The 26,215-nt window shown below is 68.1% G+C and carries 24 protein-coding genes; 15 read left to right on the top strand and 9 right to left on the bottom strand.

The window, feature by feature from the left end; genetic code table 11:
• Positions 1 to 42 precede the first annotated feature (42 nt).
• From GSQ95_RS00750 to GSQ95_RS00760, 3 genes are all read left to right on the top strand, one after another.
• Entirely contained in the window at positions 43 to 1,377 is a 1,335-nt protein-coding gene (locus tag GSQ95_RS00750) for a CitMHS family transporter (RefSeq protein ID WP_158890241.1), read from the top strand.
• 116 nt (positions 1,378 to 1,493) lie between these two features.
• Entirely contained in the window at positions 1,494 to 2,246 is a 753-nt protein-coding gene (locus GSQ95_RS00755) for a TerC family protein (RefSeq protein ID WP_158890243.1), read from the top strand.
• Between the two features lie 164 nt (positions 2,247 to 2,410).
• Complete coding sequence (locus GSQ95_RS00760; protein WP_007160079.1) at positions 2,411 to 4,081, top strand: Na/Pi cotransporter family protein; 1,671 nt, start codon at positions 2,411 to 2,413, stop codon at positions 4,079 to 4,081.
• A gap of 279 nt (positions 4,082 to 4,360) precedes the next feature.
• On the opposite strand, the gene ampC is transcribed toward GSQ95_RS00760, so the two are convergent.
• On the bottom strand, positions 4,361 to 5,515 hold the full coding sequence (gene ampC / locus GSQ95_RS00765) for a class C beta-lactamase (RefSeq protein ID WP_158890245.1): 1,155 nt from the start codon (positions 5,513 to 5,515) through the stop codon (positions 4,361 to 4,363).
• 171 nt (positions 5,516 to 5,686) lie between these two features.
• Here ampC and GSQ95_RS00770 point away from each other — a divergent pair, with 171 nt between their 5' ends.
• Entirely contained in the window at positions 5,687 to 6,589 is a 903-nt protein-coding gene (locus GSQ95_RS00770; RefSeq protein WP_158890247.1) for a D-hexose-6-phosphate mutarotase, read from the top strand.
• A 564-nt stretch (positions 6,590 to 7,153) separates the two neighbouring features.
• Here the strand turns inward: GSQ95_RS00770 and GSQ95_RS00775 are convergent.
• Together GSQ95_RS00775 and GSQ95_RS00780 are read right to left on the bottom strand one after the other, a co-directional pair.
• The gene (locus tag GSQ95_RS00775; RefSeq protein WP_158890249.1) at positions 7,154 to 8,137 is read right to left on the bottom strand and encodes an asparaginase; all 984 of its coding nucleotides are present in this window, start codon (positions 8,135 to 8,137) and stop codon (positions 7,154 to 7,156) included.
• A gap of 87 nt (positions 8,138 to 8,224) precedes the next feature.
• A complete protein-coding gene (locus GSQ95_RS00780; protein ID WP_158890251.1) occupies positions 8,225 to 9,679 on the bottom strand; it encodes a sodium:alanine symporter family protein in 1,455 nt (484 codons plus the stop codon).
• Positions 9,680 to 9,950: 271 nt separating this feature from the next.
• Here GSQ95_RS00780 and GSQ95_RS00785 point away from each other — a divergent pair, with 271 nt between their 5' ends.
• On the top strand, positions 9,951 to 10,739 hold the full coding sequence (locus tag GSQ95_RS00785) for a helix-turn-helix transcriptional regulator (RefSeq protein ID WP_158890253.1): 789 nt from the start codon (positions 9,951 to 9,953) through the stop codon (positions 10,737 to 10,739).
• Here GSQ95_RS00785 and GSQ95_RS00790 read toward each other — a convergent pair.
• From GSQ95_RS00790 to aspA, 6 genes are all read right to left on the bottom strand, one after another.
• Entirely contained in the window at positions 10,736 to 11,941 is a 1,206-nt protein-coding gene (locus tag GSQ95_RS00790; protein ID WP_158890255.1) for a diguanylate cyclase, read from the bottom strand. The two genes, GSQ95_RS00785 and GSQ95_RS00790, sit on opposite strands and share 4 nt — an antisense overlap.
• 144 nt (positions 11,942 to 12,085) lie before the next feature.
• The gene (locus tag GSQ95_RS00795; RefSeq protein WP_158890257.1) at positions 12,086 to 13,186 is read right to left on the bottom strand and encodes a polyamine ABC transporter substrate-binding protein; all 1,101 of its coding nucleotides are present in this window, start codon (positions 13,184 to 13,186) and stop codon (positions 12,086 to 12,088) included.
• 23 nt (positions 13,187 to 13,209) lie between these two features.
• Positions 13,210 to 14,241: a histone deacetylase family protein gene (locus GSQ95_RS00800; RefSeq protein WP_158890259.1), complete on the bottom strand. Its 1,032-nt coding sequence runs from the start codon at positions 14,239 to 14,241 to the stop codon at positions 13,210 to 13,212.
• A 114-nt stretch (positions 14,242 to 14,355) separates the two neighbouring features.
• Entirely contained in the window at positions 14,356 to 14,715 is a 360-nt protein-coding gene (locus tag GSQ95_RS00805; protein WP_158890261.1) for a cupin domain-containing protein, read from the bottom strand.
• Between the two features lie 46 nt (positions 14,716 to 14,761).
• On the bottom strand, positions 14,762 to 15,763 hold the full coding sequence (locus GSQ95_RS00810; RefSeq protein WP_158973725.1) for an AraC family transcriptional regulator: 1,002 nt from the start codon (positions 15,761 to 15,763) through the stop codon (positions 14,762 to 14,764).
• A gap of 99 nt (positions 15,764 to 15,862) precedes the next feature.
• Entirely contained in the window at positions 15,863 to 17,296 is a 1,434-nt protein-coding gene (gene aspA / locus GSQ95_RS00815; RefSeq protein WP_158893084.1) for an aspartate ammonia-lyase, read from the bottom strand.
• 154 nt (positions 17,297 to 17,450) lie between these two features.
• Here aspA and GSQ95_RS00820 point away from each other — a divergent pair, with 154 nt between their 5' ends.
• The 10 genes from GSQ95_RS00820 to GSQ95_RS00865 all read left to right on the top strand — a co-directional run bounded on the left by GSQ95_RS00820 (position 17,451) and on the right by GSQ95_RS00865 (position 26,085).
• Positions 17,451 to 18,356, top strand: coding sequence for a LysR substrate-binding domain-containing protein (locus GSQ95_RS00820; protein ID WP_158893086.1), 906 nt, complete (start codon positions 17,451 to 17,453; stop codon positions 18,354 to 18,356).
• 106 nt (positions 18,357 to 18,462) lie between these two features.
• A complete protein-coding gene (locus GSQ95_RS00825) occupies positions 18,463 to 19,401 on the top strand; it encodes a 4-hydroxyproline epimerase (protein WP_158893088.1) in 939 nt (312 codons plus the stop codon).
• Entirely contained in the window at positions 19,398 to 20,513 is a 1,116-nt protein-coding gene (locus tag GSQ95_RS00830) for an FAD-binding oxidoreductase (protein ID WP_158893090.1), read from the top strand. The genes GSQ95_RS00825 and GSQ95_RS00830 overlap by 4 nt, the downstream gene beginning before the upstream one ends.
• Complete coding sequence (locus GSQ95_RS00835) at positions 20,507 to 20,743, top strand: (2Fe-2S)-binding protein (RefSeq protein ID WP_158893092.1); 237 nt, start codon at positions 20,507 to 20,509, stop codon at positions 20,741 to 20,743. Before GSQ95_RS00830 ends, GSQ95_RS00835 begins: the two co-directional genes overlap by 7 nt.
• Complete coding sequence (locus tag GSQ95_RS00840) at positions 20,740 to 21,975, top strand: FAD/NAD(P)-binding oxidoreductase (RefSeq protein ID WP_158893094.1); 1,236 nt, start codon at positions 20,740 to 20,742, stop codon at positions 21,973 to 21,975. The genes GSQ95_RS00835 and GSQ95_RS00840 overlap by 4 nt, the downstream gene beginning before the upstream one ends.
• Entirely contained in the window at positions 21,972 to 22,763 is a 792-nt protein-coding gene (locus GSQ95_RS00845; protein WP_158893096.1) for an AraC family transcriptional regulator, read from the top strand. The genes GSQ95_RS00840 and GSQ95_RS00845 overlap by 4 nt, the downstream gene beginning before the upstream one ends.
• Complete coding sequence (locus GSQ95_RS00850) at positions 22,760 to 23,680, top strand: dihydrodipicolinate synthase family protein (RefSeq protein ID WP_158893098.1); 921 nt, start codon at positions 22,760 to 22,762, stop codon at positions 23,678 to 23,680. The genes GSQ95_RS00845 and GSQ95_RS00850 overlap by 4 nt, the downstream gene beginning before the upstream one ends.
• Positions 23,681 to 24,137: 457 nt before the next feature.
• A complete protein-coding gene (purE, locus tag GSQ95_RS00855; protein ID WP_158893100.1) occupies positions 24,138 to 24,632 on the top strand; it encodes a 5-(carboxyamino)imidazole ribonucleotide mutase in 495 nt (164 codons plus the stop codon).
• Positions 24,629 to 25,711 carry a 5-(carboxyamino)imidazole ribonucleotide synthase gene (locus GSQ95_RS00860; RefSeq protein ID WP_158893102.1) on the top strand — a complete coding sequence of 361 codons (1,083 nt, stop codon included), beginning with the start codon at positions 24,629 to 24,631 and terminating at the stop codon, positions 25,709 to 25,711. The genes purE and GSQ95_RS00860 overlap by 4 nt, the downstream gene beginning before the upstream one ends.
• 125 nt (positions 25,712 to 25,836) lie before the next feature.
• Entirely contained in the window at positions 25,837 to 26,085 is a 249-nt protein-coding gene (locus GSQ95_RS00865) for a GlsB/YeaQ/YmgE family stress response membrane protein (RefSeq protein WP_007160058.1), read from the top strand.
• Positions 26,086 to 26,215: the final 130 nt, after the last annotated feature.

A 26,215-nucleotide genomic window follows, 5' to 3' on the forward strand; every position in this document is an offset into this window, starting at 1 on the left:
GCTGAACCCTCCTTCTCTTCGCGAAAATCCAGAGGTATTCCCATGCTGACTTTCCTCGGCTTCGCCATGGTCATGACCTTCATGTACCTGATCATGACCAAGCGCCTGTCTCCGCTGATCGCCCTGACCATGGTGCCGATCGCCTTCGCCGTACTGGCCTGGGCGCTGTCCAGCGAATTCGCCAGCCTCGGCAGCGTCAAGCTCGACGCCCTCGGCCCGATGATGCTCGACGGCATCCGCAAGCTGGCGCCCACCGGCGTGATGCTGCTGTTCGCGATCCTCTACTTCGCCGTGATGATCGATACCGGCCTGTTCGACCCGGCGGTGCGCTGGATCCTCAAGCTGGTCAAGGGCGATCCGCTCAAGGTGGCCATGGGCACCGTCTTCCTGACCCTGGTGGTCTCCCTGGACGGTGACGGCTCGACCACCTACATGATCTGCGTGGCGGCCATGTTCCCGCTGTACAAGCGCCTGGGCATGAATCCGCTGATCATGACCTGCCTGATGCTGCTCTCCAGTGGCGTGATGAACCTGACCCCCTGGGGCGGTCCGACCGCCCGTGCTGCCAGTGCCCTGCACGTGGAACCGGCCGACGTCTTCGTGCCCATGATCGCGCCCATGCTGCTGGCCATCGCCTGGCTGTTCTTCCTCGCCTACCTCTATGGCCGCAGCGAGCGCGCCCGCTTGGGCATCCTGCAGATCGGCGAGACCGAAGGCGCCGACGTCACCGTCTCCCAGTGCGCCGAGGCCCGCCGCCCGCACCTGCGCTGGTTCAACGGCCTGCTGACGCTGGCGCTGATGGCCGCGCTGATCGTCGGCATCCTGCCGATGCCGGTGCTGTTCATGATCGCCTTCGGCATCGCCATGACCGTCAACTACCGCTGCCTGAACATGCAGAAGCAGCGCATCGCCGCCCATGCCGAAAACGTCCTGGCGGTGGTCTCGCTGATCTTCGCCGCGGGCATCTTCACCGGCATCCTCTCGGGTACCGGCATGGTCGACGCCATGTCCAAGGGCCTGCTGGCGGTGATCCCGGACGCCCTGGGTCCGTACATGGCGGTGATCACCGCCCTGGTCAGCCTGCCGTTCACCTTCTTCATCTCCAACGACGCCTTCTACTTCGGCGTGCTGCCGGTGCTGGCCGAGGCCGCCGCGGCCTATGGCATCAGTCCGGTGGAGATCGCCCGGGCCTCCATCGTCGGTCAGCCCGTGCACCTGCTCAGCCCCCTGGTGCCCTCGACCTACCTGCTGGTGGGCCTGGCCAAGGTGGAGTTCGGCGACCACCAGCGCTTCACCCTGAAGTGGGCGACCGTGACCTGCATGTTCCTGCTCGGCGGTGCTTTGTTACTGGGTGTGTTTCCGCTGTACAGCCGCTAGAGTTTTACCATTTGTACGACTAGCCTTGCCGGCTGTTCGAAAATGGCGCGTCGCCTGACGCGCCTTTTCCATTGGAGCGCGCGCCCGAGCGCGTCTCAGCTAAAAGAGGATTTGCAATGGACTGGCTGACCAACCCGGAAATCTGGGTCGCCTTCTTTACCCTGACGGCCCTGGAAATCGTTCTGGGCATCGACAACATCATCATGATCTCCATCCTGGTCAGCCGCATGCCCAAGCACATGCAGGCGCGGACCCGTTTCTTCGGCCTGGCCCTGGCCATGGTCACCCGCATCCTGCTGCTGCTGTCCATCACCTGGGTGATGCGCCTCACCGCCGACCTGTTCTTCGTCTTCGGCCAGGGCATCTCCGGGCGTGACCTCATCCTCTTCTTCGGCGGCCTGTTCCTGCTGTGGAAGAGCAGTGCCGAGATCTACGAAGGCCTGGAAGGCGAAGACGAGCACGACGAGGACGCGCCCCAGAAGAAGGGTGGCGGTTTCATCGGCACCATCATCCAGATCGCCATCATCGACATCGTCTTCTCGCTAGACTCGGTGATCACCGCGGTGGGCATGGTCAGCCACGTGCCGGTGATGGTCGCGGCGATCATCGTCGCCGTGCTGGTGATGATGCTGGCGGCCGGCGCCATCAGCAATTTCATCGACAAGCACCCGAGTCTGAAGATGCTGGCGCTGTCGTTCCTGATCGTGGTCGGTACCGTGCTCATCGCCGAAGCCTTCGAGGTCCATGTGCCCAAGGGCTACGTCTACTTCGCCATGGCCTTCTCGCTGGCGGTGGAAGCCATCAACATCCGCCTGCGCGGCAAGGCCAAGGCGCGCGAAGCGGTCAAGCGGCGCAAGGAGCAGATCTGATCGCGGCGGCGGAACCGACCCGGCTCTCCGCCGCCTAAACCAGCAAGTCCCCACGAGCCCGAAGGTGCCCTGCCTTCGGGCTCGTGCGTCTGTGCAGAACGGTCATTACGATTTTGTGACAAGCTTGCCAGGAGCTCTTGGACACGCGCCGGGAGGGCGCCACGATGCTGACACTGCTCAATCTGCTATCCGCCGTTGCCCTGCTGGTGTGGGGCACCCATATCGTGCGCACCGGTATCCTGCGGGTATACGGCGCCAGTCTGCGCCGGGTGCTCAGCCGCAGCATGCAGCGCATGCCGCTGGCCTTTCTTTCCGGCATCGCCGTCACTGCCCTGGTGCAGAGCAGCAACGCCACCGCGCTGCTGGTAACCTCCTTTGTCGCCCAGGGCCTGGTGCCGCTGACCCCGGCGCTGGCCATCATGCTCGGCGCCGACGTGGGCACCGCGTTGATGGCGCGGGTGCTGACCTTCGACCTGTCCTGGCTGTCGCCGCTGCTGATCTTTCTCGGCGTGGTGTTCTTTCTCGGCCGCAAGCAGACCCGCGCCGGCCAGCTCGGCCGGGTCGCCATCGGCCTGGGGCTGATCATCCTGGCGCTGCAGCTGATCGTCGAGGCGGCCTCGCCAATGACCCATGCGGCCGGGGTCAAGGTGCTGTTCTCTTCACTGACCGGCGACCAGTTGCTCGACGCCCTGACCGGCGCGGTGTTCGCCATGGTCTCCTATTCCAGCCTGGCAGCGGTGCTGCTGACCGCCACCCTGGCCGGCTCCGGGGTCATCTCGCTCAAGGTGGCGCTGTGCCTGGTGGTGGGGGCCAACCTGGGCAGCGGCGTGCTGGCGCTGATGGGCGCGGCCAAGCAGGGCGTGGAGGCGCGGCGGGTGGCGGTGGGCAGCCTGCTGTTCAAGCTCGCCGGCTGCATCCTGGTGCTGCCCTGGATCGGCCTGCTGGCCGACTGGCTGCAGGGCTACGACTTCAACGACGCCGAGGTGGTGATCGGTTTCCACGTCGCCTACAACCTGGTGCGCTGCCTGCTGTTCCTGCCGCTGACCGGGCCCCTGGCGCGCTTCTGCACCGCCATGCTGCCGGCCAAGGACAGCGCCGAGACCATCCTGCGACCGCGCCACCTGGACACCGCGGCCCTGGATACCCCGGCCCTGGCGCTGACCAACGCCTCCCGCGAGCTCCTGCGCATGGGCGATGTCATCGAGCAGATGCTGCAGCACCTGCTGGTGCTGATCAATGCCGGCGACAAGCAGCTGGCCCGCGAGGTGCGCCGTCTCGACGACGACGTCGATGCCCTATACACGGCGATCAAGCTGTACCTGGCGCGCATGCCGCGCGACGACCTGGACGAGCGCGACAGCCGGCGCTGGGCCGAGACCATCGAACTGGCGATCAACCTGGAGCAGGCCGGCGATCTGATCGAGCGCATGGCCAGCGACGTCGACAGCAAGAAGATCGCTGCCCGGCGTTCCTTCTCGGCTTCCGGGGTGGACGAACTCTCCGCGCTGCACCGGCTGCTGGTCGACAGCCTCAAGCTGTGCCTGTCGGTCTATCTCTCCGGCGACCTGGACGCGGCGCGGCGCCTGCGTCGGCTCAAGCAGCGTTTCCGCCTGCTGGAACGGCGCTATGCCCATGCCCACGTCGAGCGGCTGCACCAGCAGGTAGTGGAGAGCTTCGAAACCAGCTCCCTGCACCTGGGGCTGCTCAGCGACATGCGCCGGGTCAATTCGCTGTTCTGCAGCATCGCCCACGGCGTGCTGGAGGCGGCCGATGCCGGCTATGCCACCGAGCACGAGCTGCCGGTGGAGGGGCGCGAGGAGTCGGGCGGGGTTTGAGGTCGCGGTTTGACACAGGGATTCGTGGATGAGGCTGCGCCGTCATCCACGCTACTGATCTGATCTTGTCAGCGCCAATGAAGTTGAGCGCCACTTCGGATGGCCCTCTCTCCCCTGGGGAGAGGGGGCCCCTGCTGCGAACTGCCAGTGGAAAAGGCTGCGCCGTCATCCACGCTACGGGGTTCGAGTTGATCGCGGCCATGGCGGTCCGCCGATGCGGCCGCTCCTACAGGGTGTGATGCTTCTGTAGGAGCGGCCCATGGCCGCGATTGGGGTACCTCACTGCACCCGACTATCGAGCTGCTGCAGGATCCGCCAGGCCGTCTCGATCCGCGCGGCATTCGGGTAGTTGCGGTTGGCCAGGATCACCAGGCCGAGCTGGCGCTCGGGGATAAACAGCGCATAGGCGCCGAAGCCGTTGGTGGAGCCGGTCTTGTTCAACAGCCGGGCGCCGCTCGCCGGCAGGGGCGGGTGCTGCCAGTCCAGCGGTTGCGGCTCCAGGGCCATCGCCGGGGTGTTGCCGGCCAGCAGCTGGGTCTTGGCCAGCGGATAGGCGTAGGCCTCCCAGGCCAGACCCTGGGTCATGGGGCCGCTGCGATAGTAGCCCTGTTGGGTGGCGTCGAGCGCCTTGGCCAGGGGCGCCGGCAACCGGTCGGGATTGAGATTCGCCTCGACGAAGGTGAGCAGATCGCCGGCGGTGGTCTTGATGCCATAGGCCTCTTCGGCATAGGCGCCCGGATTGACCCGTAGCGGCTGGTCGTTCCTGCCATGGCCCCAGGCGTAGTGGGCCTGCTCGACCGCCGGCACCTGCAGATAGGTATGGTCGAGGCCGAGGGGCTTGAGCACGTGGCGCTGCAAGGCCGTGGCGAAGGGCTCGTCGAGCCGCTGGGCCGCCAGGGCGCCGAACAGGCCGATGCTGGGATTGGAGTAGAGGCGGCGGCTGCCGGCGGGGAAGGGCGGCTGGAAGGCGCGGTAGAAGGCCGTCGTCTGATCGTCGCGGGTGACGCTGTCGGGAAATTGCAGCGGCAGGCCGCCGGCGCTGTAGGTGGCCAGCTGCAGCAGGCTGGCCTGGCCGATGGCGCTGCCGGCCAGGGCCGGGCGGACCTGAGCGGCGGACTCGTCCAGGCGCAGGCGGCCGGTCGCCGCTGCGTAGCCACCCAGGGCGGCGGTGTAGGTCTTGCTCAGGGAGCCGATCTCGAACAGGGTAGCCGTGTCCACCGCCTGGCCGCTGCGGCGATCGGCGGTGCCGAAGTAGTAGAGCCGGCGCAGGCCCGGGGCCGTGACACCCACGGCCAGGCCCGGAATGTCCTGCTCGGCCATCACCGCGCGGGCGGCGGCGCGGATCTCGTCGTCGAGGGAATTGGCGGCGTTGGCCAGGAGCGGCAGGGTCAGGCCCAGGCCGAGCAGCAGGGAAAGACGCGGGAAAGCCGACATGCGGGAGCTATTCCTGAGGAAGGGAGGCCAGGAGTCTAGCCGAGCGTTGCCACAGCGGTATGAGACGCGGCCAGCGTTGGAAGATTTTGCCGCCGGCGCTGTCCATGGCTGGCTGGAGCCCGGTCCTCGACTGGACTACAGTCGCCTCTCACCTTTTCCAGGAGTCATCCTATGTCCGCTGCCCCCCTCGTCGAACAGATCCAACTAGGCCAATTGCCCGTCTGGCGCATCCGCGTCGGCCAGGCCGAAGCCCTGGTGGCCTGCCAGGGCGCCCAGGTGCTGCGCTACGGCTTCGACGGCGAGCCGGACATCGTCTGGGGCAATCCGGAAGCCGTGTTCGAGCCCGGTACCCCGATCCGTGGTGGCATCCCGGTCTGCTGGCCCTGGTTCGGCGACCTGCTGAAGAATCCGGCCGCGGTCCAGACCATGTGCACCACCACCGCGGACGCCCCGGCCCACGGCCTGGCGCGCCAGGTCGCCTGGCAGGCCGGCGGCGTCGAGGTGGACACCGACCGGGTGCGCCTGGACTTCCACCATCGCACCTCCGCCGAGACCACCCCGGGCTGGCCCCATGCCACCGAGCTGACCCTCAGCCTAAGTGTGGGCGAACGCCTGGAGCTGACCCTGAGCGTGCACAATCTGGAAGATCACCCGCTGGTGCTGAGCCAGGCGCTGCACACCTATTTCGCCGTGAGCGACGTCCGTGAGGTGGGCATCGAAGGCCTGGCCAACGCCGACTACTACGACTGCCTGGACGGCTGGACCCGCAAGCGGCAGAACGGCGAGCCGACCATCACCGCCGAGACCGACCGGGTCTATGTCGGCCTGCCGGCACGCCTGGCGATCCGCGATCCCCAGTGGCAGCGCCGGCTGTTCGTCGAGACCCGCAACAGCCATTCGGCGGTGCTCTGGAATCCCTGGATCGACAAGGCCGCGCGCCTGAGCCAGTTCGCCGACGACGCCTGGACCGGCATGCTCTGCATCGAGACCGCCCGGGTGATGGACGACGTCCTGACCGTAGCGCCGGGCGCCTCGGCCGAGATGGCGGTGAGCCTGTGGCGCGAGGCGCTGTAGGGGCTGCTCAGGCGTCAGGGCTTGCCCTCACCCCGGCCCTCTCCCGGAGGGAGAGGGGGCGCTCAGGGGGAGTTTGCTGCGCAGGACCTGGGGCTGCCAGGCTTCAAGCGCACTCTCACCCGACATTCTCGCTGAGGGAGAGAGGACACGCAGGGGGACTTTGGTGCGCAGGACTTGGGGCGATCAGGCTTCAAGCGCACCCTCACTCGCATTTTCGCTGAGGGAGAGAGGACACGCAGGGGGACTTTGGTGCGCAGGACTTGGGGCTGCCAGGCTTCAAGCGCACCCTCACCCCGGCCCTCTCCCGGAGGGAGAGGGGGCGCTCAGGGGGAGTTTGATGCGCAGGACCTGGGGCTGCCAGGCTTCAAGCGTACCCTCACCCTGGCCCTCTCCCAGAGGGAGAAGGGAGGCTCCGATAGGCTTTGGCGTGTTGGATATTGGAGCGTGCGCAGGACTCACTCTTGGTTTGGCAGAGTCACGGCCTTGCTGCGGCGTCTACCCAAACGCCCCCTCTCCCCCTGGGAGAGGGCCGGGGTGAGGGAGCCGCCGGCACCGAGCCGAAGATCACAACTCCTCGCACAGATTTCGCCCGATCCACTCGGCCACCGCCGTGCGCGCCAGGCCGCAGCCGAGCAGGCTGTGCAGCTTGCCCAGGGCGGCTTCACGGGTCATGCCGCGGCCGGAGATCACCCCGGCATCGGCCAGGCCGCTGCTGGCGGCGTAGGTACCCAATTCCACCGTCCCGCGAGCGCCCTGGCTGAGGGCGACCACGGGGACCCCGGCGTCGCGCAGTTCAGCGAGGGCGGCGAGGAAGTCGGCGTCATCCGCCGGACCCGTGCCGCTGCCATAGCACTCCAGCACCAGCCCCTGCACACCGCTGCCCGCCAGACCACGCAGGGTAGCGCCGTCGACGCCCGGAAACAGCGGTAGCACCGCCACCCGTACCGGCTGGCGCGGCTGGTCGAAGCGTAAGGCGGCCGGCGTGGCCACCAGGGTGTCGCCGCTGCGCGGCCGGGCGCTTTCCACGAAGGCCTTCCAACCGCTGCTGGCCTGCTTGGTGCAGCGCGCCGCCGGCAGGCGTTCGCCATGGAATTGCACCTGCACCCCCGGCGTCAGTCCGCTGGCGAAGGCGGCGAAGCTGTCGGCCAGGTTGCCGTCGGCATCGCTGTCCGGCACGCCGGCCGGCAGCATGGAGCCGGTCAGCAGCACCGGAATGGCCAGACCCAGCAGCCGGAAGGCCAGGGCGGCGGCGCTGTAGGCCAGGGTATCGGTGCCGTGCAGCACCAGCACGCCGCGGCAGGCGGGGTCGGTGGCTGCCGCCAGGATCGCCTGGGCCATGCGCTCCCAGGCGGCGGGGGTCATGTTGGCGCTGTCGATCAGCGGCAGCAGCTCCTGCAGCCGCCAGGCCGGATTGCCCAGCTCCGGACGGCTGGCCAACAGGGCGTCGATGCGCGCCTCGAAACCAGCGGCGGGGGCCAGGCCGGCGGCGGTCGCCTGCATGCCGATGGTGCCGCCGGTGTAGAGGATGTGCAGGTAGGGTGAGCTCATGAGGGACTTCCTGATAGGACTGCCCCCACGCGAGGTGGGGGCAGGAAAGCGGTCGCGGTCCGGGTCAGCGCGACCCGGTTGCGACGATCAGTGCGCCTGGCGCGGCTGGGCGGCGCGGGCTTCGGCGACGGTCTCTTCCAGACGCTCCAGCGCCGGCCAGGCCTGGCGATCCAGGTCCAGGTCGCGGAACTGGTCGGCGTCGAACACCGGCTGGTCGACCCCGGCACGGCGCTGGGCGTCGTAGTCGTTGAGGATGCGCATGCCGACCTTGATCAGCATGGCCAGGGCGATCAGGTTGACGAAGGCCAGGCAGGTCATGGTGATGTCGGCGAAGGCGAACACCGTGGTCAGGTTCTGCATCGAGCCCCAGCAGATCAGCACCAGCACCAGGCCGCGATAGCCGAGCAGCACGGCCTTGCCGCGGCCGAGCAGGTAGCGCAGACCGTTCTCGCCCAGGTAGATGTTGTAGAGGATGCAGGTGAAGACGAACAGCGACAGGGCGACGCTGATGAAGATGCGGCCCCAGTCACCGACCACCGCGGCCAGGGAGTTCTGGGTCAGGACGATGCCGTCACCTTCGAAGCCCGGGGTGTAGAAACCCGAGAGCAGGATCAGCAGCGCGGTACAGGTGCAGATGACGAAGGTGTCGAGAAAGACGCTGAAGGCCTGCACCACGCCCTGGGCGGCCGGGTGCTTGACCGCGGCCACCGCGGCGACGTTGGGTGCGGCGCCCAGGCCGGCTTCGTTGGCGAAGACGCCACGCTTGACGCCCATGGTGATGGCGGCGCCGAGCAGACCGGCAAAGGCCGGCTCCAGGCCGAAGGCGCTCTTGACGATGGTCAGCAGGGTGCCGGGGACCAGGTCGATCTGGGTGATGATCACATAGAGGGTGACGGCGATGTAGGCCAGGGTCTTGACCGGCACCAGGATGTCGGAGACCGCGGCGATGCGCTTGATGCCGCCGATGAACACCAGGCCCAGCAGGATGGCCAGGGCGATCCCGGTGTACTGCACCGGCAGGCCGAAGGCGTTTTCCAGCGAGTGGGTCACGGTGAAGGACTGCAGACCGACGAAGGCGAAGCCGTAGGTCACCAGCAACAGGCCCGAGAAGATCAGGGCCATCCAGCGCTTGTTGAGGCCGTGCTGGATGTAATAGGCCGGACCACCGATGTACAGGCCGTCGCCGTCGGCGCGCTTGTAGACCTGCGCCAGGGTGCACTCGAAGAAGCTGCTGGCCATGCCGACCAGGGCGGTCACCCACATCCAGAACACCGCACCGGGGCCACCCAGGGTCACCGCCAGGCCCACACCGGCGATGTTGCCGGCACCGACGCGACCGGCCAGGCTGAGCATCAGCGCCTGGAAGGAACTCAGGCCGTCACCGCTGTTGCGCAGGGAGTCCTTGAAGACGGTGAACATGTGCGGGAAATGGCGTACCTGCACGAATCGCGAACGCAGGGTGAAATAGCTGCCCAGGCCGACGATCAGCACGATGAGCACGTGGCCGGACAGGAAGTCGTTGAGCATTTCTAGGTAGTGCATGAAGAATCCTCGAGCATGCTAGTGATGCTCCAAGGCCGGCTCGCAAGCCTTGGGGCTATTATTGTGGAATATCCCGCCAGGGCCTGCTCCCGGCGTGGGGAGACGACGGCAACAGGCTCTGGAACGGATCGGTCCGGGTGGAACGGGCAGTAAGACGGACCGGGCGCCTAGATTCGGCTATCCCACCGGCGTGAACAATTCCGCGCCTCGCTTCAAAATGGCGCGACTTGATGCTAGTTTTCTGGCCGTCTGTCAAGCTCGGGCCGGATTCATGAGCGACTTTTCCGCCAATTTGCAGCTGCTCTGCCAGCACCACCGCTCGATTGCGGCCGTCTGTCGCGCCGTCGGCATCAACCGTGCCCAGTTCAATCGCTACCTCAACGGGCAGAGCCGTCCGTCGCCTTACAACCTGCAGCGCCTGGCGGAGTTCTTCGCGCTGCCGGTGGGCGATCTGCAGTTGCCGCAGCGGCAATTCGCGGCGCGCCTGGGCGCGCCGGTCGGTCAGGAGGCGGGCTGGGCGGGGCAGGCCCTGGCCCTGTTCGGCGAGCGTCAGGAAGGCCTGGCGCGCTACCAGGGCTACTACCACGAATACTATCCGTCGCTGTCCACGCCGGGGGTTGTGCTCTGCGGACTGGTCTGGCTGTTCGCGGAAGCGGGCGTCTTCCGCTACGTGCGTTTCGAGCGCCTGCGCCGGCGCGACGAAGCCACCAGCCAGGCGCGCTTTCGCTACCTGGGCCTGGCCATGAGTCTGGAGAGCCGGCTGTTCTTCACCGACTACGAATCCCTCACCGGCAACGAGTTGTCGCAGACGGTGCTGCTGCCCAGCGCGCGCAACCGTATCGATCGCCTGAACGGACTCAAGCTCGGCGTCAGCGCCTCCGACCGGCGCGAGCCGGCCTGCACCCGGGTGGTCTGGGAGTACCTCGGCACGCGGCCGCCGCGGGGTCGGGCCTATGCCCGCATCGGCCTCTACGACTGGCAGGATCCCGGTCTGGATGAGGATCTGCGCCAGCGCCTGGCCAGCGTGGCCCTGGTCGACCGGGTCTATCGCCTGGGCTAGAGGGATTCCTCGATCGCAGGGTGGCAGCGATCGCAGTCTTCGAGGATGGCGCGGTCGCGCCCGGCCTGCTTGGCCCAGTAGAGCTGGCGATCGGCGGCCTCGATGAAGGTCTCGGCGCAGTCGTGATCCGGCCGCGCACAGGCGCCGCCGATACTCACCGTCACGCGCGGACCGGCGTGGGGCGCGAGGTGGGGGATCTCCAGGCGCCGTACCGCGTCGAGCAGGCGCTGCGCCAGCTTGGCGGCATCCTCTTCGCGGGACGGCGTGCAGAGGATGGCGAATTCCTCGCCGCCGTAGCGGGCCAGGCAATCGCCGGCGCGCAACTCGTCGGCCAGGGCGCTGGCCACCTGTTGCAGGCAGCGATCGCCGGCCGGATGCCCATAGCGATCGTTGAAGGCCTTGAAGTGATCGACATCGATCATCAGCAGGAGCAGCGGGCGGGGCGGGGGATGGGCCAGGGCGTTGGCCAGGGCCTGCATCAGCGCCCGGCGATTGGCCACCCCGGTCAGGGGATCGGTGGCGGACTGCTGTGCCAGGAAGCGATTGGATGCGGTCAGTTCTTCGTTGCGCAAGCGATCGCGCAGGATCAGCAGATAGCCCTGACGGCGCGCGCGCTCCATCCAGAAGTTGTTGAGCAGGGTGAAGCTCGCGGTGGCGAACGCCAGGGTCATGACCAGCGACGCCTCCAGGACAGGCAGGGCGTGCATCTGGGTGGCCAGACCGATGGCCAGCAGGGCGACCAGGCTGTGGACCGCGGCCTGGCGCAGGGGCGGGGCGATGCAGCTGTTGGTGAAGAGGGTCATCAACGGCATGGTCGCGAGCCAGAGGGCGCGATGCGCGGCATCGGTGGCCTCGACGTCCAGCAGCGGCGGCGCATAGGCCAGCAGACAGGGCAGGATACCCACCCATTCGCGTGCCGGATGCTCGGCTGGCATCAGCCTGAGCGCCAGCAGGACCAGCCCGCCGCCAACCACCACCAGTGCGCTGAGCAGGCTGATGAGCCAGAAGGCATCGGTCATCAGGATCCAGTCCCAGATCGAGAAGCTGGCATAGGCGAGGATGGCCACGGTCAGACTGATGCGCAGGTGTCGCCGGCGCGAACGGGCGATGTCGCGCTGATAATGCCGTTCCAATACCGGTTCGAAGCGCAGGGCCCAGAAAGGGCGAGCCAGCGCTCGGGCGAGGGCGAGACTGAGGGACATGGATGCCGTACCTGGCGGGAAAATCCGAGGGTCACTTCAGCACATTAAGTCCCTTAGCACGATAGAGGGTTCCCAGACGCAAGGATGTAACCGCCGAATGGTAGCCATTGGCTACCATTCGGGACGTCATGGCAGACTCGATCTTCAATTACCGGCCTTGATGCGACTCCAGGCGCGCGTCCGCACCCGCTCGATGGGCTGCGGCAGCGGCTGCACCACATAGAGCTTCTTGAGCATGTCCGGAGTGGGCACCAGGTCGTGGTTGTCGCGGATGGCGGCGGTCACCAGCGGCATGCCCGGCTTGTTGGCGTTGGGGTAGCCGAGGTAGTCGCTGATCCCGGCGATCACCCTGGGTTCGAGCAGGTAATTGATGAAGGCATGGGCCTGGTCGACGTTGGCGGCACTGGCCGGAATGGCCCAGGTGTCGAACCAGATGGGCGCGCCCTCGCGCGGCAGGCGCCAGTCCACCACCACGCAGTTGCCGGCTTCCTTGGCCCGGTTGCCGAACTGATAGAAGCTGCCGGAATAGCCCACCGCCACGCAGATGTCGCCGTTGGCGATATCGGTCATGTACTTGGTGGAATTGAAGTAGGCCAGGTAGGGGCGGATCTTCAGCATCAGCGCCGTGGCCTTCTCGTAGTCCTTGGCGTTGGCGCTGTTGGGGTCCAGGCCCAGGTAGTGCAGCGCCACCGGCAGGATGTCCGAGGGCGAGTCCAGCATGGCCACGCCACAGCTCTTGAGCTTGGCCATGTTCTCCGGCTTGAACACCAGGTCCCAGCTGTCCACCGGCGCGTCCGCCCCCAGCGCCGCCTTGACCTTGGCCGGGTTGAAGCCGATGAGGATGGTGCCGTACATGTAGGGCACGCCGTACTGGTTGCCCGGGTCGTTGACCTCCAGCAGCTTGAGCAATTCGGGATCGAGATTCTGCCAGTTGGGCAGCTTGCGCTTGTCCAGCTTCTGGAAGACCCCGGCCTTGATCTGGGTTTCCAGGAACTGGTTGGAGGGGATCACCAGGTCATAGCCGGAGCGCCCGGTGAGCAGCTTGGCCTCCAGCGACTCGTTGCTGTCGAAGGTGTCCCAGGTGACGCGGATGCCGGTCTGCTGGGCGAAGTCCTTGGGCGTCTCGGGCAGGATGTAGTCGGCCCAGTTGTAGACCCGCAGTTCGCCGGGATCGGCAGCCTGGACGGCGGTGGCGAGCAGGGCGCCACCGAGCAGGGCGGTGAGCGGACGCAGGAGGCTGTGCATGGTCGGATTCCTCGCGATAGGGATCAGGCGCCGTCGAAGGCGGCCAGGACGTTCACCGTGTTGATGCCGATCTCCGCCACGGCGTAACCGCCCTCCATGACGAACAGGGTCGGCAGGCCGAGCCGCGCCAGGCGTTCGCCCAGGCGCAGGTAGTCGTCGCTCTCCAGCCTGAACTGGGAAATGGGATCGGCCTTGAAGGTATCCACGCCCAGGGAGACCAGCAGCAGGTCCGGGGCATAGTCCTGCACGCGCGTCAGCGCTGTTTCCAGGGCGGCGCTCCAGCTGTCCCAGGCGCTGCCGGCGGGCAGCGGCAGATTGAGGTTGAAGCCCTGGCCCGCGCCGCTGCCGGTCTCGTCGGCATAGCCGAGGAAGAAGGGGAATTCGAAACCCGGATCGCCGTGCAGCGAGAGGAACAGCACATCGTCGCGCGCATAGAAGATGTCCTGGGTGCCGTTGCCGTGGTGGTAGTCGACATCGAGGATGACCACTCGCCGGGCGCCGCCGTCGAGGGCGGCCTGGGCGGCGATGGCGGCGTTGTTCAGATAGCAGTAGCCGCCCATGACGTCGGCCGCGGCGTGGTGGCCCGGCGGGCGGCAGAGGGCGAAGGCGCTGCGCGCGCCCGCGGCGACCTCGGCTCCGGCACTCAGGGCCACCTGGGCGGCGCTGTAGGCGGCCTGCCAGGTCCCGGCGGTGATGGGCGCGCCGCCGTCGAAGCTGTAGTAACCCAGGCGTCCGTGCAGGCTGGTGGGCGGCAGCACCTGGCGCAGGGTACGTGCCGGCCAGGTATAGGGCAGCAGATCCACGGTCTCGCCGCGGGCCGCCCATTCGTCCCAGGCGCCGGCGAGAAAGTCGAGATAGGCCGCGCTATGGACGCGTGCCAGCGGCGCCCGGCCGAAGTCCCTCGGCGCCACCACCTCGCCGAGCTGCCGGCGGTGACACTCGGCGAGGATGAATTCGACGCGCTGGGGTTTTTCGAAACAGGGCTGCAACTGGCCGTCGATCAATTCGCAGCGACCGTGGTGCAGGGCGTGATCGGGACTGTGGTGGATGCGCATGGCGACTCCGGGCGGCGGGCTCTCTCCAGATTCTTGCCAGCCCGGCGACCCGCGACGAGAGGCGCAACGGCCAAAAGGGGATAGATCCGGCCAGATTGCGCCCGGTGCCAGCCATCAGCTGCCCTTGGCTTCGTAGACCACGAAGCGCTTCAGGGTCGGCTCCAGCACCTCCCAGGTACCCTGGAAGCCGCGCGGTACGACGAAGCTGCTGCCGGGACCGAGCCGGGTGGCGTGGCCCTGGTCATCGGTGACCAGACTCACCCCTTCGAGGATCTGGCAGTACTCTTCCTCGGTGTAGTTCACCCGCCAGGCGCCCACCTCGCTGTGCCAGTGGCCAACGGCGAACACGCCGCTGCCATCCTCGTAGTCGAGCCAGAGGCTCTGCAGCGGATCGCCGGTCAGCAACTTCTCCGCCGGCAGGCGGTATTGGTCGGTGGGTTGGCCGCGCGCTTCGAGCAGTTTCAGCGAGGGCATGGAAAAGCCTCCTTGGGGACGGGAAGCGCTCAGCATACGCCGGCTGCTAGAGCCGATAACCCCGCGGCGATTGCCCGCTCCAGCGGCGGAAGGCATGGCGGAAGCTGGCGGTTTCGCTGAAGCCCATCACCTCGGCGATGCGATAGATGGGCAGCCGCTCCTGGGCCAGCAGGTCGCGCGCCCGTTCGAAGCGCAACTCGTCGAGCAGTTGCTGATAGCCGCTGCCGCCCGCCTGCAGGTGGCGGCGCAGGCTGCGCGGGGCCATGCCGAGGTGGCCGGCCAGGGCCGCGAAGGAGGGCGGGGCCGCCAGGTCGGCGCCCAGCAGGGTGCGGATGCGGGCGAGCAGGGCGCGCTGGCGATCCTGCTCGGGGGCCAGGCGACCGCACTGCTCCAGGGCGTCGCGATGGGTCACCGGATCGGCCAGGGGCAGCCCGCGCTCAAGCCAGGCAGCGGGAAAGGCCAGGCCGTTGAAGGGCGCGTTGAAGCCCAGGGGTGTGGCGCCGAAGCAGTCGCCATAGCGCGCGCGATAGGCCGGCTCGGCGTGCCGAAAGGCCACCTGCACCAAGGGCAGGGGCGTCCCCAGGAGGTCGCAGCAGATCGCCCGCAGCGAGGCCAGGCAGCACTCGGCGTTGCAGCGCTCCAGTTCCGGCGCGAAGGGATGGTCGTCGGCCCTGAGCCAGGCCAGCTCGCCGTGGCGCTCCAGGCGCAGGGTGAAATAGGCGCCCAGCAACCCCTGGTGGGCCAGGGCCGCCTGCAGCGCCGCGCCCAGGGTCGGGGCGCTGAGCAGGCCATAGCCGAGCAGGCCGTAGCCGGAGACGCGCAGCCGCCAGCCCAGCAGCAGCCCCAGTTCGGGCGGGGCGACCGGCAGGGCGTTGGCGATGACCCGCTGTTCCTGAGCCAGGGTGATGAGCCGATGGGGCTGTTCGAGATCGTCCAGCCGCAGGCCGCTGCCGGCCAGCAGCGGCGCCGCCCGGGCGGGCGTGTCGGCCGCCAGTTGCTGGAGCACCAGGGACACCAGGTTGAGATTGATCAGACCGGACTGACGCATGGGCAAACTCCCCGGGGCGATGGCAGCCTTCCAGGCAAGAAGGATACCGCGCCCGCGGGGCGTTGCCGTCGGTTACCGCTCAGGTCTGGCGTGCGGGACTCAGACCTTGGCCTTCAGCGGTACGAGCCGCGGGGCGATCATGTTTTCCGGGCGCAGGATGTCGTCCAGGGTCGCCTCGTCCAGCAGATTTTCCTCGCGCACCAGCTCCAGCACGCCGCGACCGGTTTCCAGCGCCGTCTTGGCGATGCGGGTGGAGGTCTCGTAGCCCAGGTAGGGGTTGAGCGCGGTGACCAGGCCGATGGAGTGCTCCACCTGACGGCGGCAGTGCTCGACGTTGGCGGTGATGCCGGTGATGCAGTGCTCGCGCAGCATGTCCATGGCGCGCTGCAAGAGGCGGATGGAGTCGAAGATCTTGTAGGCGATCAGCGGCTCCATGACATTGAGCTGCAGCTGGCCGCCCTCGGCCGCCAGGGTCAGCGCCAGGTCGTTGCCGATGATCTCGAAGGCCACCTGGTTGACCGCCTCGGGGATCACCGGATTGACCTTGCCCGGCATGATCGAGCTGCCCGGCTGGCGCGGCGGCAGGTTGATCTCGTTGATGCCGGTGCGCGGACCGCTGGAGAGCAGGCGCAGGTCGTTGCAGATCTTCGACAGCTTCACCGCGGTGCGCTTGAGCATGCCGGAGAACAGCACGAAGGCGCCCATGTCCGAGGTGGCTTCGATCAGGTCGGCGGCGGGCTTGAGCGGCTGGCCGCTGATCTCCGCCAGGCGCTGCACGGCCAGCAGCTGGTAGCCGGGGTCGGCGTTGATGCCGGTGCCGATGGCGGTACCGCCCAGGTTGACCTCGGTGAGCAGCTCCGGCGCCAGGGTCTTGAGGCGCGCCAGGTCTTCGCCCAGGGTGGTGGCGAAGGCATGGAATTCCTGGCCGAGGGTCATGGGCACCGCGTCCTGCAGCTGGGTGCGACCCATCTTCAGCACCTCGGCGAATTCCACGCCCTTGGCGGCGAAGGCGGTGATCAGGCTGTCCAGGCTGGCGAGCAGGGCGTCATGGCCGAGCAGCAGGCCCAGGCGGATGGCGGTGGGGTAGGCGTCGTTGGTCGACTGCGCCATGTTGACGTCGTTGTTCGGGTGCAGGTGGCGATACTCGCCCTTGGCGTGGCCGAGCAGCTCCAGGGCGACGTTGGCGATCACCTCGTTGGCGTTCATGTTGGTCGAGGTGCCGGCCCCGCCCTGGATCATGTCCACCACGAACTGGTCGTGGAATTCGCCGCGAATGATGCGTGAGCAGGCGTCAACGATCGCCTGGTGCTTCTCGGTCGGCAGGTGGCCGAGCCGATGGTTGGCGTCCGCCGCCGCCTGCTTGACCATGGCCAGGGCCACCACCAGCTTGGGGTAGTGACCGAGGGGTACGCCGGAGAGACGGAAGTTCTGCACGGCGCGCAGGGTCTGGATGCCGTAGTAGGCATCGGCGGGGACGTCGAGGGTACCGAGGAGATCTTTTTCGAGGCGGACGGATGATGCAGAGTCGGACATGATAGCGTTGGGCTTCGATCGAGCGGCAGGTGCCGCGATGCCCTAGAATCTAGGCCTGCCAGCCGATCCCGGCCAATGCCGATCCGCCAAGCCTCATGCCGGATCGGCATAACTCTGGTTGTGACCTCACGAGATCCGACGACGTATGGGTGCCATGAACATCGAATTCAAATGGCTGGAAGACTTCGTGGCCCTGGCGGCCACCCACAGTTTTTCCCATGCCGCCGAAAAGCGTTTCGTCACCCAGCCCGCCTTCAGCCGGCGCATCCGCGCGCTGGAGGAAAGCGTCGGCCTGACCCTGGTGGACCGATCCCACACTCCGATCAGCCTTACCGAGGCCGGTCAGCTGTTTCTGGTCACGGCGCGCAGCGTGGTGGAGCAACTGGGCGAGACGGTGCGCCATCTGCATCACCTGGAAGGCGGGCAGGGCGAGGTGCTGCAATTCGCTGCCGCCCACTCCCTGGCCCTGGGCTTCTTTCCGCAGTGGATCGCCGGGCTGCGTGGCCAGGGCCTGGCGCTGGCCAGCCGGCTGGTGGCCACCAACGTCGGCGATGCCATCCACGCCCTGCGCGACGGCGCCTGTGACCTGATGTTGGCCTTCCACGATCCCGATGCCGCGCTGCAGATGGACCCGGAGCTGTTTCCGTCGCTGCACCTGGCGCACACCGCCATGCTGCCGGTCTGCGCCACCGATGGCGAAGGCCGACCGATGTTCCAGCTGGACGGGCAGAGCAGCGTCCCCCTGCTGGCCTACAGCGCCGGCGCCTTCCTCGGTCGCTCGGTGAATCTGCTCCTGCGCCAGCGCAAGCTGCGCGCCGTGACCCTCTACGAAACCGCCATGGCCGACAGCCTCAAGACCATGGCGCTGCAGGGCCTGGGCGTGGCCTGGGTGCCGCAGCTGTCGGTGGCGGCGGAACTGGCCCGCGGCGAACTGGCCGTGTGTGGCGACGCCGCCTGGCAGGTCGGCCTGGAAATCCGCCTCTACCGCTGTGCCCTGTTGCGCAAGCGACTGGTGCAGCAGGTCTGGCGACATCTCGAAAGTCAAAGCCACGGCGGCTGATAAATGGTAGCATACTATGCTGATATCGGCTTTTAGTTAGCCGACGTCCTGCAAGCCTTTTGCCGTCATCTGCGCGACACTGGCACCTCTCTCACGGAGGTCAGCCATGCAGCGCATCCGCGTCATCGACTCCCATACCGGCGGCGAACCCACCCGCCTGGTCCTCGATGGTTTTCCCGAGCTCGGCCAGGGCAGCATGGCCGAGCGCCGCACCCTGCTGGCCGGCGAACACGACGCCTTTCGGCGAGCTTGCATGCGCGAACCGCGTGGCAACGAGGTGCTGGTTGGCGCCCTGCTCTGTGAGCCGGTATCTCCTGCCGCCAGCGCTGGCGTGGTGTTCTTCAACGAGGTCGGCTACCTCGGGATGTGCGGCCACGGCACCATCGGCCTGGTGGTGTCCCTGGCCCACCTCGGCCGGATCGGCCCTGGCGATCACCTGATCGAGACCCCGGTCGGCGATGTCACCGCCACCCTGCATGACGACGGCAGCGTCAGCGTGCGCAACGTCCCGGCCTATCGCCATCGCCACGCCGTCCAGGTGGAGATCCCCGGCCATGGCCCGGTCAGCGGCGACATCGCCTGGGGTGGCAACTGGTTCTTTCTCTGTGCCGATCACGGCCAGCGCGTCGCCGCCGACAACCTCGACGGCCTGCTCACCTTCAGCCTGGCCCTGCGGGGCGCGCTGGAGGCCGCCGGTATCACCGGCGACCAGGGCGGCCATATCGACCATATCGAACTCTTCGCCGAGGATCCGGACGGCGCCGACAGTCGCAGCTACGTGCTCTGCCCGGGGCGTGCCTACGACCGTTCGCCCTGCGGCACCGGCACTAGCGCCAAGCTGGCGTGCCTCGCAGCCGACGGCGATCTTGCGCCCGGCGCCGTCTGGCAGCAGGCCAGTGTCATCGGCAGCCGTTTCGAGGCCCATTACCAGCACGGCGACGAAGGCCGCATCCTGCCGGTGATCCGCGGCCGCGCCCATGTCATGGCCGAGGCGACCCTGCTGCTGGCCGCCGACGATCCCTTCGCCTGGGGTATCCCGGGGTGAAGTCCGTGGCGGAGGTCCTCGTCGTCGGTGCCGGCATCATCGGCGCCAGCTGCGCCGCGGCCCTGGCCGCGCGCGGCTGCCGGGTGCGGGTGCTGGATGCCGGCCTGCCTGGCGCCTCCGCCGCCGGCATGGGCCACCTGGTGGTGATGGACGACGACCCCGCCGAATTGACCCTGAGCGCGCGCTCCCTGGCGCTCTGGCGCGAGCTGGTGCCCCAGCTGCCGAGCGCCGCCGACTACCGCAACTGCGGCACCCTCTGGCTGGCGCGCGACGCAGCCGAGCTGGAGCTGATCGACGCGAAGCGCCAGCGTCTGGACGCCCAGGGCGTCGCCAACCAGCCCTTGAATGCGGCCGCCACCGCCGCTGCCGAGCCGGCGCTGACCACCCTGGCTGGCAGCCTGGAGGTGCCCGGCGATGGCCTGCTCTATGCCCCGGTGGTGGCCGCCTGGCTGCTGCAGCGCTCGCCGCTGATCGAATTCCAGCGTGCTCGGGTGACGGCGGTCGAAGGCCGGCGCGTCCGCCTGGACGACGGTCGCTGGCTGAGCGCCGACGCCGTGGTGCTCGCCGCCGGCCTGCAGGCCGTCAGTCTCTGCCCGGACCTGCCGCTGGTGCCCAAGAAGGGCCATCTGCTGATCACCGATCGCTATCCCGAGCAGGTCCGCCACCAGTTGGTGGAGATCGGCTATGGCGCCAGCGCCCACGCCAGCAGCGGTGCCTCGGTGGCCTTCAATGTCCAGCCGCGACCCACGGGGCAACTGCTGATCGGCTCGTCGCGGCAATTCGAGCGTCCGGACATGGCGGTGGAGCCTGCGGTGGTCGGCCAGCTGCTGCGCCGTGCCCTGGACTTCCTGCCCGGTCTGACCCATACCTCGCTGATCCGTGGCTGGACCGGCCAGCGCGCCGCCAGTCCCGACGGCCTGCCGCTGATCGGTGCCCATCCCGACCAGCCCGGTCTATGGCTGGCGGTCGGTCACGAAGGCCTGGGCGTCACCACCGCTCCAGCCACCGCCGAGGCCATCGCCGGCGGGCTATTCGGCGAGCCTTCGACGTTCCACGTGGAACCCTTCGCACCGGCGCGTTTCACCTCCGTGCCGAGGAGCCAGGCATGCTGACCCTGTTTATCGATGGCGAGCGCCTGGAGATTCGCCCTGGCAGCCTGCTCACCGCCGCGCTGGCCAAGAGCGGCAATCCCGCCGCGCGCCGCTCGGTAGGCGGAGAAGCCCGGGCACCGTTCTGCGGCATGGGCATCTGCCAGGAGTGCCGGGTACAGGTCGACGGCGTACGCCGTCTGGCCTGCCAGACCCCCTGCCAGGAGGGCATGCAGGTGGAGCGCCTGTCATGAATAGCGCGAGCTGCGATCTGCTCATCATCGGCGCCGGCCCGGCCGGTCTCGCCGCTGCCCGCGCCGCCAGTGGTCGGGGCCTGAGCCTGATGCTGCTGGATGACAATCCCTTGCCCGGCGGTCAGATCTGGCGCGCGCGGGCGGGCCAGGTCGCCGCCGAAGTCGGTCAGTTGCCGGCGGACGTCACCCTGCTCACCCAGACCCGCGTCGCCGCAGTCCTCGGATCGCACCAGCTGCTGCTGGAAGACGCCCACGGCAGCCGCACCCTGGACTTCGAGACCCTCATCCTCTGCACCGGCGCCCGCGAACTGCTGCTGCCGTTCCCCGGCTGGACCCTGCCCGGGGTGACCGGCGCAGGTGGCCTGCAGGCGCTGATCAAGGGTGGCGTGGAAGTGGCCGCTGAGCGCCTCGTCGTCGCCGGCACCGGTCCGCTGCTCCTGGCCAGCGCCGCTACCGCGCGCCAGGCGGGTGCCCGGGTCGCCCTGGTCGCCGAGCAGGCCGCGCGCCGCGCCCTAGTCGAATTCAGCCTGGGGCTCTGGCGCTGGCCGAACAAGTTGCGCCAGGCGCTGACCCTGGCCACCCCCCGCTATAGCCCCGGCACCTGGGTCGAGGCGGCGCTCGGCAGCGAGCGTCTCGAAGCCGTGCGCCTGCGCCAGGGCGACCGTCGCTGGGAGGTCGCCTGCGACCGCCTGGCCTGTGGCTACGGCCTGGTCCCCAATGTCGAACTGGCGCAGAGCCTGGGCTGCGCGACCCTGGACGGCGCCGTGGCGGTGGATGACCATCAGCGCACCAGCCAGCCGCACATCCTGGCCGCCGGTGAATGCACCGGCATCGGCGGCAACGAACTGGCCCAGGCCTCCGGCCGTATCGCCGGCCTGGTCGCCAGTGACCAGCTCGACGCCATCGCTGGCGTGCAAGCCGAAGCCCGTGCCTGGCGTCGCTTCGCCGCCCAGCTGGCGCGCACCTTCGCCCTGAATCCGGCCATTGCCCGGCTCGCCCAGCCGGATACCCTGGTCTGCCGTTGCGAGGACGTCGCCCTCGGCGCCCTGGTCGGCCATGCCGACTGGACCCAGGCCAAGCTGCGCAGTCGCTGCGGCATGGGCGCCTGCCAGGGCCGCATCTGTGGCCAGGCCACCCGCGTCTTGCTGGGCTGGACGCCGCCTGCGCCGCGCTTTCCCCTGCAACCCACCCGTATCGACAGCCTGCTGGCCCTGACCGAGGACGAGAGATGAATGCCGCCGCCCACCTGGACGCCCTGAGCCGCGCCCGGCCCGCCGACCTGCCCGCGCTGCTGGCCAGCCTGAGCCTGGTGGCGCCGCTGCTCGATGCCATCCCCGGCGTGGTGTTCTTCGTCAAGGACCTGGACGCGCGCTATGTGCTGGTCAACCTGACCCTGGCCCAGCGCTGCGGCTTCGAGGACGTCAGCGACTTGCTCGGCAAGACCGCCGAGGAAGTCTTCCCGGCGCCCCTGGGGGGCGCCTACGCCGAACAGGATCGTCGCGTGCTGCGCGAAGGCCTGGCGCTGGACGACCAGCTGGAATTGCACCTCTATGCCGGGCGTACCCCGGGCTGGTGCCTGACCCGCAAGCTGCCGCTGCACGACGCCCAGGGCCAGCTGATGGGCATGGCCGGCATCTCCCACGATCTGCAAGCGCCCGCCGCCGATCATCCGGCCCACGCCAAGGTGGCCGAGGTCGATCGCTATCTGCGCGAGCACTATGCCCAGCCGCTCTCGGTGGGCGAACTGAGTCAGCGGGTGGGCCTGTCGGTCTCCCAGCTCGAACGCCAGTGCAAGCGCATCCTGCGCCTCACGCCCCAGCAATTGCTGCACAAGGCCCGGCTCGATGCCGCCTCGCGCCTGCTGGCCCGCGACCTGCCCGTCACCGAAGTGGCCCTGGCCTGTGGCTACACCGACCACAGCGCCTTCAGCCGTCAGTTCCGCCGTCTCACCGGCCTGTCGCCCCGGCAATACCGCGACTCTCTCAAGCCCCGTTCCCGTCTGGAGGAAACCCCCGCATGAGCACTCCCCGCGTCAACTGGAGCGGCGTCTTTCCCGCCGTCACCACCCAATTCAACGACGACTTCTCGGTCAACCTGGAGAAGACCCATGGCGTGATCAGCAACCTGGTGCGCGATGGCGTCTCCGGTCTGGTGATGTGCGGCACCGTGGGCGAGAACACCTCCCTGACCCTGGAAGAAAAGATCGCCCTGGTGGAGGTCGCCAAGGACGCCGCCGGCGGTCGCGTACCGGTGATCTGCGGCGTGGCCGAATTCACCAGCCTCAATGCCACCCGCACCGCCCAGGCGGTGGGGCGCGCCGGCGCCGACGGCATCATGCTCATGCCGGCGCTGGTCTACTCGGCCAAGCCCCACGAGACCGCTGCCCACTTCCGCAGCGTGGCCAGCGCCCTCGACCTGCCGCTGATGGTCTACAACAACCCGCCCATCTATAAGAACGATGTCACCCCGGACATCCTCATCTCCCTGGCCGACGTCGACAACATCGTCTGCTTCAAGGATTCCTCCGGCGACACCCGTCGCTTCATCGACGTGCGCAACGAGGTGGGCGACCGCTTCGTGCTCTTCGCCGGTCTCGACGACGTGGTGCTGGAAAGCATCGCCGTGGGCGCCGAGGGCTGGGTCTCGGGCATGTCCAACATCTTCCCCACCGAAGGCGAAACCATCTTCCGCCTGGCCAAGGCCGGTCGCTTCGCCGACGCCATGCCACTCTACGAGTGGTTCATGCCGCTGCTGCACCTGGACGCCCGTCCGGACCTGGTGCAGTGCATCAAGCTCTGCGAAGAACTCGCCGGCCGCGGTAGCGCCCTGACCCGCCCGCCGCGCCTGGCCCTGCCCGACGCGGACCGCGCCTTCGTCGAACGGCTGATGGCCAAGGCCCTGGAAACCCGGCCGCAACTGCCGGATGTGGGGATCTGAGGCTGGGCTTATCGCGGCCATGGTGGTTCGCCGCTGCGACCGCTCTGCCTTGATCGCGGCCATGCCGGTGCGCCGTAGCGACCGCTCCTACAGTCGCGTCTGAACCTGTAGGAGCGGCCCATGGCCGCGATAAACACAAGGCTTCAGCGTGACTTGTCGCCGCAGGGAACCGGAACACCCGAGCTCTCAAGCTACGCCGATCCGCCCCCTCTCCCGCTTGCGGGAGAGGGCTGGGGTGAGGGCGCTCTCCAGGGCGATCCCACCCGAATCACCCAGCCCTCTGGCCCGTACCTTTCACCTCACACCAGCCCCCATCCCAAGGGCGCCATGGCCTGTCCTGCAAGCGACAGGCGATAGCCGGCGCAGGAGCACGCTCCGCCCCGCTTTCGTCTATACTGTCCCGCTCATTTCCCAAGCCACGTCCACCGCGTGGCTTCTTCATTTCAGAGGCACGACGATGAGCGCACTCGTAGGCGTGATCATGGGCTCCAAGTCCGACTGGTCCACCCTGAGCCACACCGCCGACATGCTGGACAAGCTGGGCATTCCCCACGAAGCGAAGGTGGTCTCCGCCCACCGTACCCCCGACCTGCTGTTCCAGTACGCCGAAGAGGCTGCCGGGCGCGGTATCGAGGTGATCATCGCCGGCGCTGGTGGCGCCGCCCACCTGCCGGGCATGTGCGCCGCCAAGACCCACCTGCCGGTGCTCGGCGTGCCGGTGCAGTCCTCCATGCTCTCGGGCGTCGACTCCCTGCTGTCCATCGTGCAGATGCCCGCCGGTGTGCCGGTCGCCACCCTGGCCATCGGCAAGGCCGGCGCCATCAACGCCGCGCTGCTGTCCGCCAGCATCCTCGGCGGCAAGCATCCCGAGTACCACGAGCGGCTCAACGCCTTCCGCGACGAGCAGACCCGCACCGTGCTGGACAATCCCGATCCGAGGGAGCAGGCATGAAGATCGGCGTCATCGGTGGCGGCCAGCTGGGCCGCATGCTCGCCCTGGCCGGCACGCCGCTGGGCATGAAGTTCGCCTTTCTCGATCCGGCGCCGGATGCCTGCGCCGCCGCCCTGGGCGAACACCTGCGCGCCGACTACGGCGACCCGGACCACCTGCGCCAGCTGGCCGACGAGGTCGATCTGGTGACCTTCGAATTCGAGAGCGTCCCGGCCGAGACCGTGGCCTTCCTCGCGCAATTCGTGCCGGTCTATCCGTCCGCCGAAGCCCTGCGCATCGCTCGGGATCGCCTGTTCGAGAAGTCGATGTTCCGCGACCTGGGCATCCCCACGCCGGCGTTCGCCGACATCCTCTCCCAGGCCGACCTGGATGCCGCCGTGGCCCGTATCGGCCTGCCGGCGGTACTCAAGACCCGCACCCTGGGGTACGACGGCAAGGGCCAGAAGGTCCTGCGCCAGCCGGAAGACGTCACCGGCGCCTTCGCTGAACTGGGCAGCGTCCCCCTGCTGCTGGAAGGCTTCGTGCCCTTCACCGGCGAGGTCTCCCTGGTGACCGTGCGCGGGCGTGATGGCGAGGTGGCCTGCTATCCGCTGGTGCACAACACCCACGAGAGCGGCATCCTGCGGCTGTCGGTGGCCAGTTCCGACCATCCGCTGCAGGCCCTGGCCGAAGACTATGCCCGCCGCGTGCTGGAACAGCTCGATTACGTCGGCGTGCTGGCCTTCGAATTCTTCGAGGTCGAGGGTGGCCTCAAGGCCAACGAGATCGCCCCGCGCGTGCACAACTCTGGGCACTGGACCATCGAAGGCGCCGAGTGCAGCCAGTTCGAGAACCACCTGCGTGCCGTGGCCGGCCTGCCGCTGGGCTCCACCGCCAAGGTCGGCGAGAGCGCCATGGTCAACTTCATCGGCTCGGTACCGCCGGTGGCCGCCGTCACCGCCCTGGAAGACTGCCACCTGCACCACTACGGCAAGGCCTTCAAGGCCGGGCGCAAGGTCGGTCACGCCACCCTGCGCAGCGCCGATGCCGCAACCCTGCAGACCCGCATCGCTGCCTTGGAAGCCCTGATCCAGGACTGATGCCCAACGGCTTCCGCACAGGGAAGCCGTTTTTCCCTGAACCTCGAAGGATCACCGGTGGTCGGAGAGTACAACGACGCCTGCTGACCGGCGTCTTACCAGCACTTAAACAGGGGATTCTTCACATGGGCATCATCGCAACCATCATCATCGGTCTCATCGTCGGCCTGGTTGCCCGCTTTCTCAAGCCGGGCGACGACAGCATGGGCTGGATCATGACCATCATCCTGGGCATCGTCGGCTCCGTGGTCGCCACCTACCTGGGCCAGGCACTGGGCATCTACCGTGCCGGTGAAGGCGCAGGCTTCATTGGTGCCGTGGTCGGCGCCATCATCGTGCTGTTCATCTACGGCATGGTGACCAAGCGTCGCTAAGACGCCGTCAGGCTTCGCCACGGCGAGACCTGTCAGCTTAGCTTTTCCGCCCCCGGAGTCGAGCATCGACCCGGGGGCTTTTTTATGGGACAGGCTTCTGGGACACATCCGGAGACTGGACCCCGCGGCT

Origin of the sequence: Pseudomonas sp. BAV 4579, assembly GCF_009765395.1 — a bacterium.
Taxonomy (GTDB): Bacteria; Pseudomonadota; Gammaproteobacteria; order Pseudomonadales; family Pseudomonadaceae; genus Chryseomonas; species Chryseomonas aestiva.

Bases quoted from the DNA above. Each gene is read 5' to 3' on its own strand.
- GSQ95_RS00800 (WP_158890259.1), bottom strand. From the start codon at position 14,241: ATGCGCATCCACCACAGTCCCGATCACGCCCTGCACCACGGTCGCTGC.
- GSQ95_RS00840 (WP_158893094.1), top strand. From the start codon at position 20,740: ATGAATAGCGCGAGCTGCGATCTGCTCATCATCGGCGCCGGCCCGGCC.
- GSQ95_RS00825 (WP_158893088.1), top strand. From the start codon at position 18,463: ATGCAGCGCATCCGCGTCATCGACTCCCATACCGGCGGCGAACCCACC.
- GSQ95_RS00770 (WP_158890247.1), top strand. From the start codon at position 5,687: ATGTCCGCTGCCCCCCTCGTCGAACAGATCCAACTAGGCCAATTGCCC.
- GSQ95_RS00790 (WP_158890255.1), bottom strand. From the start codon at position 11,941: ATGTCCCTCAGTCTCGCCCTCGCCCGAGCGCTGGCTCGCCCTTTCTGG.
- GSQ95_RS00805 (WP_158890261.1), bottom strand. From the start codon at position 14,715: ATGCCCTCGCTGAAACTGCTCGAAGCGCGCGGCCAACCCACCGACCAA.
- ampC (WP_158890245.1), bottom strand. From the start codon at position 5,515: ATGTCGGCTTTCCCGCGTCTTTCCCTGCTGCTCGGCCTGGGCCTGACC.
- GSQ95_RS00775 (WP_158890249.1), bottom strand. From the start codon at position 8,137: ATGAGCTCACCCTACCTGCACATCCTCTACACCGGCGGCACCATCGGC.
- GSQ95_RS00860 (WP_158893102.1), top strand. From the start codon at position 24,629: ATGAAGATCGGCGTCATCGGTGGCGGCCAGCTGGGCCGCATGCTCGCC.
- GSQ95_RS00750 (WP_158890241.1), top strand. From the start codon at position 43: ATGCTGACTTTCCTCGGCTTCGCCATGGTCATGACCTTCATGTACCTG.
- GSQ95_RS00795 (WP_158890257.1), bottom strand. From the start codon at position 13,186: ATGCACAGCCTCCTGCGTCCGCTCACCGCCCTGCTCGGTGGCGCCCTG.
- GSQ95_RS00845 (WP_158893096.1), top strand. From the start codon at position 21,972: ATGAATGCCGCCGCCCACCTGGACGCCCTGAGCCGCGCCCGGCCCGCC.
- GSQ95_RS00785 (WP_158890253.1), top strand. From the start codon at position 9,951: ATGAGCGACTTTTCCGCCAATTTGCAGCTGCTCTGCCAGCACCACCGC.
- GSQ95_RS00810 (WP_158973725.1), bottom strand. From the start codon at position 15,763: ATGCGTCAGTCCGGTCTGATCAATCTCAACCTGGTGTCCCTGGTGCTC.
- GSQ95_RS00850 (WP_158893098.1), top strand. From the start codon at position 22,760: ATGAGCACTCCCCGCGTCAACTGGAGCGGCGTCTTTCCCGCCGTCACC.
- GSQ95_RS00755 (WP_158890243.1), top strand. From the start codon at position 1,494: ATGGACTGGCTGACCAACCCGGAAATCTGGGTCGCCTTCTTTACCCTG.
- GSQ95_RS00780 (WP_158890251.1), bottom strand. From the start codon at position 9,679: ATGCACTACCTAGAAATGCTCAACGACTTCCTGTCCGGCCACGTGCTC.
- purE (WP_158893100.1), top strand. From the start codon at position 24,138: ATGAGCGCACTCGTAGGCGTGATCATGGGCTCCAAGTCCGACTGGTCC.
- GSQ95_RS00760 (WP_007160079.1), top strand. From the start codon at position 2,411: ATGCTGACACTGCTCAATCTGCTATCCGCCGTTGCCCTGCTGGTGTGG.
- GSQ95_RS00835 (WP_158893092.1), top strand. From the start codon at position 20,507: ATGCTGACCCTGTTTATCGATGGCGAGCGCCTGGAGATTCGCCCTGGC.
- aspA (WP_158893084.1), bottom strand. From the start codon at position 17,296: ATGTCCGACTCTGCATCATCCGTCCGCCTCGAAAAAGATCTCCTCGGT.
- GSQ95_RS00865 (WP_007160058.1), top strand. From the start codon at position 25,837: ATGGGCATCATCGCAACCATCATCATCGGTCTCATCGTCGGCCTGGTT.
- GSQ95_RS00820 (WP_158893086.1), top strand. From the start codon at position 17,451: ATGAACATCGAATTCAAATGGCTGGAAGACTTCGTGGCCCTGGCGGCC.